This is a genomic window from Pseudomonas sp. ES4, from assembly GCF_050586665.1.
Lineage (GTDB): Bacteria > Pseudomonadota > Gammaproteobacteria > Pseudomonadales > Pseudomonadaceae > Aquipseudomonas > Aquipseudomonas frederiksbergensis.
The window spans coordinates 20,711-27,264 of sequence record NZ_JBOBDO010000041.1; the positions used below are offsets into that span (position 1 = coordinate 20,711).

Genomic DNA, 6,554 nt, shown 5'->3' on the forward strand with positions numbered 1-6,554 from the left:
TCATCGCTTATTTGCGCAACAGGCGCAAACCGTTGAACACCACCAACAGGCTCACGCCCATGTCGGCGAACACCGCCATCCACATGGTGGCGATCCCGGCGAAGGTTACCCCAAGAAAGATCGCTTTGATGACCAATGCCAAGGCAATGTTCTGTTTGAGGATGCTTGAGGTTTGCCGTGACAGGCGAATGAAGGTCGGGATCTTGCGCAGATCGTCGTCCATCAGGGCGACATCGGCGGTCTCGATGGCGGTATCGGTGCCCGCTGCCGCCATGGCAAAACCGATCTCGGCGCGCGCCAGCGCCGGAGCGTCGTTGATGCCGTCGCCGACCATGCCAACGTTATGGCCCCGAGCATAAAGGTCATCGATGGCTTGCAGTTTGTCGGTCGGCAGCAGATCGCCCCTGGCCTCGTCGATGCCGACTTGCGCGGCAATCGCCTGAGCGGTGTGGACGTTGTCGCCGGTGAGCATCAGGGTTTTGATGCCCAGCGCGTGCAACTGCTGGATCGCCTCGCGGCTGGACTCTTTCACGGTGTCAGCCACGGCGAACAGCGCCAACGGGCCGGATTTGTCGAGCAGCAACACCACGGACTTGCCCTGTTGCTCCAGCGCGAACAGCTTTTCCTCCAGTTCAGGCGAGCACAGGTTCAGTTCTTCCACTAAACGGTGATTACCCAAGTGGTAAACCTGGCCGTTGATTTCGCCGCGTACACCGCGACCGGCCAGCGCCTCGAAGTTATCCACAATCAGCGGAGCGAATTGTTTATCCACAGCCGCGTTTGCAATGGCCAGGGACACCGGGTGATCGGAGCGACCGGCGAGCGCTGCGGCAATCGCCGGGGCTGATTCGTCCGCCGTCGGATCAAGCGACAGGTAATCGGTCTGCACCGGTTTGCCGTGGGTGATCGTGCCGGTCTTGTCCAACGCCAGGTAATCGAGTTTGTAGCCGCCCTCCAGATAGACGCCGCCCTTCACCAGAATGCCTTTGCGCGCCGCCGCCGCGAGGCCGCTGACGATGGTCACTGGCGTAGAAATCACCAGCGCGCATGGGCAGGCGACCACCAACAACACCAACGCCCGGTAGATCCAGTCAAACCACAGTGCCCCCATAAACAGTGGCGGAATCACCGCCACCGCAAGAGCCAGGATGAACACCGCCGGGGTGTAGATTTTCGAGAAGCTGTCGACGAAACGCTGGGTCGGCGCCCGCGCGCCCTGGGCCTGTTCCACGGCGTGGATGATCCGCGCCAGGGTCGAGTTGTTGGCCGCCGCAGTGACCGAGTACTCAAGGGAACCGGCCTGATTGATGGTGCCGGCGAAGACTTTATCGCCGATGGTCTTCTCCACCGGCAGGCTTTCGCCGGTGATCGGCGCCTGATCGATGGTCGAACTGCCCGACACCACTTCCCCGTCCAGACCGATTCGCTCACCGGGACGCACCCGCACCCGCGCACCCAACTCAATGGCTTTGACAGGCTGCAAGACCCAACTGCCGTCGGCCTGCTGCACCGTGGCCTGTTCTGGGGTCATCTGCATCAGGCCACTGATGGCGTTGCGCGCCCGGTCCAAAGACTTGGCCTCGATCAATTCGGCAACGGTGAACAGGAACATCACCATCGCCGCTTCCGGCCACTGACCGATCAGGATCGCGCCAGTCACCGCGATGCTCATCAGCGCGTTGATGTTCAGGTTGAGGTTTTTAAGTGCGATCCAGCCCTTTTTATAGGTGCCGAGGCCGCCGCTGAGGATCGAGATCAGCGCGATGACCGCCACCACCCAGTTCGGCGCAGCGTTGGTGAAGTGGATAACTTCGGCGACCAGGGCGCCAACACCCGACAGCGCCAAGGGCCACCAGTGCTTTTTCTCGGGCGTCGGCGCTGGCGGTTCAACGCCCTGCTCCAGCGGCTCGGCCTGCATCCCGAGGGACTTGATCGCGTCGATGATCGGCGCAGTGCTCGGCAGGTCATGGGTGACGCCCAACACGCGGTTGATCAGGTTGAATTCCAGTTGCTGCACGCCCGAGAGTTTGCCGAGTTTGTTCTCGATCAGCGTCTGCTCGGTCGGACAATCCATGGCGTCGATGCGGAAATTGCTCAGTCGCGCACCGGCCGTTGGGGTTTCGCTCAACTTGATCAGCGACGGTGCCGCCACTTTGGCGGAACAGCAGGAATCCCCGTGGCTGCCATGCTCATGCTTCTGTACAGGCTGCAGCTTGTGGCTGTGATCGTGATCGTGATCGTGATCGTGATCGTGATCGTGATCGTGATCAGCCTCGGGTTTGTGCGTGTGAAGGGAATCGCTCATTGGGTCGCGTCCGGAAAGGTGCCTGTTGCCAAGTAAAGACCCTGTAGCCACTATAGGGTCAAGCACCCTTTTGGAGATTGTCGTCATGAGGATCGGAGAACTGGCCAGACTCACCGACTGCGCCGTGGAAACCATTCGCTACTACGAGCGCGAAAACCTGCTGCCGGAGCCGGCCCGCAGCGACGGCAACTACCGCGTCTATACCCAGGCCCACGCCGAGCGCCTGACGTTCATCCGCAACTGCCGCACCCTCGACATGACGCTGGAAGAAATCCGCAGCCTGCTGGCCCTGCGCGACAGTCCGCAGGATCAGTGTGAAAGCGTGAATGCGTTGATCGACGAACACATTCATCACGTGAAGGCGCGGATCGACGGGTTGATGGCGTTGCAGACACAACTGCTCGACCTGCGCCAACGTTGCAGCGAAGGGCCGGATATCGATCAGTGCGGGATTTTGCAGCGGTTGGAGGTCAGCGGCGGGGTTGTAGCGACGGGGATTGAGCATTCCCATGTCGGCCGCAGTCACGGCCATTAGCAGCCGATGATCGTTCCCACGCTCTGCGTGGGAATGCAGCCATGGACGCTCCGCGTCCACTGTGACGCAGAGCGTCACGGGATTCATTCCCACGCGGAGCGTGGGAACGATCAGGTGGAGCTAGACCGCCATTGGCGCGGTCATTGGGGCGTGATGTTCGTAGCCTTCCAGCGAGAAATCGCTCGGTTCGATCAACTCCAGCCACTCCGGCTGATAAACACCGGTCTTGGCGAACTCCGGCACACGGTCGCTGATCACCAGTTTCGGCATCGGGAACGGCTCACGCTTGAGCTGTTCATTCAGCATGTCCAAATGGTTTTCATAGACGTGGGCATCACCGATGAAATAGGTGAACCAGCGCGGCGTGTAACCGGTCAGGCGACCGATCAGGCTCAGCAGCGCGGCGCCTTCGGTGAGGTTGAACGGCGCGCCCAAACCCAAATCATTGGACCGGATGTACAGAGTCAAAGAAATCTCTTTGGTCTCCACATTCGGGTGGAACTGGTACAGCAAGTGGCACGGCGGCAGGGCCATTTCGTCGAGCTGGGCCACGTTCCAGCCGTGGAACAGGATGCGGCGGCTGCCCGGGTCCTTGATGATGGTGTCGACGCACTGGCGGATCTGGTCGATGGCCTTGTACAGCACCACGTAGGCTTGACCGTCTTCTTCGCCTTCGGCGATCTGGCGATAGCCCTGACTCAGGGTCTGTTCGATGGCGGCCTGGTTGCTGACCGGGATCTGCTTGTATGCCGGCCATTTGCGCCATTGCACGCCGTAGATCTCGCCAAGGTCGTCTTCGCCCTGACGGAACGGATTGGCCAGCCACTGGGCGTTTTCGTTGGCGTTCTGATCCCAGACCTTGCAGCCCAGGGCACGGAATTCGGCGGCGTTGTTCACCCCGCGCAGAAAACCGCACATCTCGCCGATGGCCGATTTGAAGGCCATTTTGCGGGTGGTGATCGCCGGGAAACCTTCCTTGAGGTCATAACGCAGCATCGCGCCAGGGAAGCTGATGGTGTTCACGCCGGTGCGGTTGGCCTGTTTGGTGCCGTTCTTGATGACGTGGGCGACCAGTTCGAGATATTGCTTCATGAGTTACCTGTGTCCTTGAACCCGGGACCGTCGCCCCGGGGTTCGAATTTATACAACCGCTGCTGGAGCCGCCGGTGCACGGCGATACGCCAGCCAGATCAGGAACAGACCGCCGAGGATCATCGGTACGCACAGTACCTGACCCATGGTCAGCCAGTTCCAGGCCAAATAGCCCAGTTGCGCGTCCGGTACGCGGACGAATTCGACGATGAAACGGAAGATGCCATAGAACAGCGCGAACATCCCGGACACCGCCATGGTCGGCCGCGGCTTGCGCGAGAACAACCAGAGAATGGCGAACAGCGCCACGCCTTCGAGCGCGAACTGATACAGCTGCGACGGGTGGCGCGCCAGTTGCGCCGGATCGGTCGGGAAGACCATTGCCCACGGCACATCGGTGGCCTTGCCCCACAACTCGGCGTTGATGAAGTTGCCGATCCGTCCGGCGCCCAGACCGATCGGCACCATCGGTGCGACGAAGTCCATCAGCTGGAAGAACGACTTGCCGTTCTTTTTACCAAACCACAACGCCGCCAGCATCACCCCGATGAACCCGCCGTGGAACGACATGCCGCCCTTCCACACTTCAAAGATCAACAGCGGGTTAGCGAGGTAAGCGCTCAGATCGTAGAACAGCACATAGCCCAAGCGGCCGCCGACGATGACCCCCATCGACATCCAGAACACCATGTCGGAGAGCTTCTCTTTACTCCAGGTCGGATCGAAGCGGTTCAACCGGCGCGACGCCAGCAGCCAGGCGCCGCCGATGCCGATCAGGTACATCAAGCCGTACCAGTGGATTTTCAACGGACCGATGGCCAAGGCCACCGGGTCAATCTGCGGGTAAGGCAGCATTGCGACTCCTCGTTAGAGTTGAAACCTTCAAATTCCCGGGCGACGCTGTCACGCCAGGATTAAGCCAGGATTGCGCTACGCGTCAGAGCAAGAAGCTCAAGCCGACGCAAAACAGCAAAGCGGCAAACAGTCTTTTCAGCAAGCGCGGCGACAGCGAGTGGGCCAGTCGCGCACCGAGGCGGGCGAAGACCATGCTGGTCAGGGCAATCCCCAGCAACGCCGGCAAATAAACAAAACCGAGACTATGGGCCGGCAGCAGCGGATCGTGCCACCCCAGAATCATGAAACTTAATGCACTGGCCAAGGCGATTGGCAGGCCACAGGCCGACGAAGTGGCCACCGCCTGCTGCATCGGCACGCTGCGCCAGGTCAGGAACGGCACGGTCAACGAGCCGCCGCCGATCCCGAAAATCGCCGAGGCCCAGCCAATGACGCTGCCCGCCACGGTCAGACCGACTTTGCCCGGCACCGTTCGGCTGGCCTTGGGTTTGAAGTCCAAAGCGAGTTGAACGGCGATGATCAGCGCAAATACCCCAATGATCTTCTGCAAATTCGGCCCGGAAATCGCTTCGGCCGTCAGCGCGCCGAAACCGGCACCGATCAGAATGCCGAGGGTCATCCAGGCAAAAATCGGCCAACGCACGGCACCGCGGCGATGGTGTTCGCGGATCGCATTGATCGAGGTAAATATGATTGTCGCCAGGGAGGTGCCGACTGCCAGATGCGTCAGGATCGACGCATCAAATCCCTGCAAGGTGAAACTGAACACCAGCACCGGGACAATGATGATCCCGCCGCCTACCCCGAACAGCCCGGCCAGCACGCCCGCACAGGCGCCCAACGCCAGATAGAGCAGAAATTCCATGGCCACATCCCCAAGCATCCCGAATCAGGAGCGGCATGGTAACGGAAGCATGGCCTCGGGCTCCACTGTGGAAGGCGATGGATCGATGAGCGATGTCTGCGTAGAGTGAGCAAAAAACACACAAGGACCACCTTATGTGCCTGATTGTTTTCGCTTGGCGACCGGGTCACGCCCAGCCGCTGATCGTGGCGGCCAACCGCGACGAATTCTATGCCCGGCCCAGCCTGCCGCTGGCGCAGTGGCCCGAAGCACCACAGGTGTATGCCGGTCGCGACCTGGAGGCCGGCGGCACCTGGCTCGGTGTTGGCGCCAATGGACGCTTCGCCGCACTGACCAATATCCGCGATCCGCATCAACCGCCCGCACGCAAGTCGCGAGGAGAGCTGGTGGCGCGATTTCTTGGCGGGGATATGCCGATAGATGACTACTTGAGCGACGTTGTTGCACGTTCGCTGGAATATTCCGGATTTAACCTGCTGGTTGGCAATGCCAACGAACTGTGGCACTTCAATGCCCGGGAGACTGAGGCGGTGATGCTGCCACCGGGGGTTTATGGGTTGTCGAACGCCGGGCTGGATACGCCATGGCCGAAACTGCTCAAGGCGCGGGCGGCGCTGGAAGAAGTGCTGGACGACCCGCAACCCCAGGCTTTATTGGCCTTGCTGAATGATCCGCAGACCGCACCCTTTGCCGAACTGCCGGATACCGGGGTCGGGTTGGCCACCGAGACATTGCTGTCGAGTGTGTTTATTGCCAGTCCGACTTATGGGACGCGAGCGAGTACGGCGTTGATCGTGCATGCGGATGGGACGCGGCATATGGTCGAGCGGAGCTTTGGGCCGTATGGCGGGCATTTGGGGGAGGTGGAGATCAGGGTTTAGATTGGTGTTGCCCGGGCGGGC

At 60.8% G+C, this 6,554-nt stretch carries 6 protein-coding genes; 2 read left to right on the top strand and 4 right to left on the bottom strand.

The features are described 5' to 3' along the window. Positions 1 to 7: 7 nt before the first annotated feature. Entirely contained in the window at positions 8 to 2,305 is a 2,298-nt protein-coding gene (locus ACQ4OB_RS27110) for a heavy metal translocating P-type ATPase (protein WP_430956820.1), read from the bottom strand. An 85-nt stretch (positions 2,306 to 2,390) separates the two neighbouring features. Between ACQ4OB_RS27110 and cadR the strand changes: the two genes are divergently transcribed. Next, positions 2,391 to 2,840: a Cd(II)/Pb(II)-responsive transcriptional regulator gene (cadR, locus tag ACQ4OB_RS27115; protein ID WP_430956821.1), complete on the top strand. Its 450-nt coding sequence runs from the start codon at positions 2,391 to 2,393 to the stop codon at positions 2,838 to 2,840. Positions 2,841 to 2,960: 120 nt separating this feature from the next. Here the strand turns inward: cadR and ACQ4OB_RS27120 are convergent, their stop codons facing one another. The 3 genes from ACQ4OB_RS27120 to ACQ4OB_RS27130 all read right to left on the bottom strand — a co-directional run bounded on the left by ACQ4OB_RS27120 (position 2,961) and on the right by ACQ4OB_RS27130 (position 5,652). After that, on the bottom strand, positions 2,961 to 3,932 hold the full coding sequence (locus tag ACQ4OB_RS27120; protein ID WP_430956822.1) for a thymidylate synthase: 972 nt from the start codon (positions 3,930 to 3,932) through the stop codon (positions 2,961 to 2,963). Positions 3,933 to 3,980: 48 nt separating this feature from the next. After that, positions 3,981 to 4,787, bottom strand: a complete 807-nt coding sequence (lgt, locus tag ACQ4OB_RS27125) for a prolipoprotein diacylglyceryl transferase (RefSeq protein WP_076029391.1) — start codon at positions 4,785 to 4,787, stop codon at positions 3,981 to 3,983. A gap of 82 nt (positions 4,788 to 4,869) precedes the next feature. Further along, positions 4,870 to 5,652, bottom strand: coding sequence for a sulfite exporter TauE/SafE family protein (locus tag ACQ4OB_RS27130; RefSeq protein ID WP_074880394.1), 783 nt, complete (start codon positions 5,650 to 5,652; stop codon positions 4,870 to 4,872). 134 nt (positions 5,653 to 5,786) lie between these two features. Here ACQ4OB_RS27130 and ACQ4OB_RS27135 point away from each other — a divergent pair, with 134 nt between their 5' ends. Beyond that, positions 5,787 to 6,533, top strand: a complete 747-nt coding sequence (locus ACQ4OB_RS27135; protein ID WP_430956823.1) for an NRDE family protein — start codon at positions 5,787 to 5,789, stop codon at positions 6,531 to 6,533. Positions 6,534 to 6,554: the final 21 nt, after the last annotated feature.

Bases quoted from the DNA above. Each gene is read 5' to 3' on its own strand.
- ACQ4OB_RS27110 (WP_430956820.1), bottom strand. From the start codon at position 2,305: ATGAGCGATTCCCTTCACACGCACAAACCCGAGGCTGATCACGATCAC.
- cadR (WP_430956821.1), top strand. From the start codon at position 2,391: ATGAGGATCGGAGAACTGGCCAGACTCACCGACTGCGCCGTGGAAACC.
- ACQ4OB_RS27120 (WP_430956822.1), bottom strand. From the start codon at position 3,932: ATGAAGCAATATCTCGAACTGGTCGCCCACGTCATCAAGAACGGCACC.
- lgt (WP_076029391.1), bottom strand. From the start codon at position 4,787: ATGCTGCCTTACCCGCAGATTGACCCGGTGGCCTTGGCCATCGGTCCG.
- ACQ4OB_RS27130 (WP_074880394.1), bottom strand. From the start codon at position 5,652: ATGGAATTTCTGCTCTATCTGGCGTTGGGCGCCTGTGCGGGCGTGCTG.
- ACQ4OB_RS27135 (WP_430956823.1), top strand. From the start codon at position 5,787: ATGTGCCTGATTGTTTTCGCTTGGCGACCGGGTCACGCCCAGCCGCTG.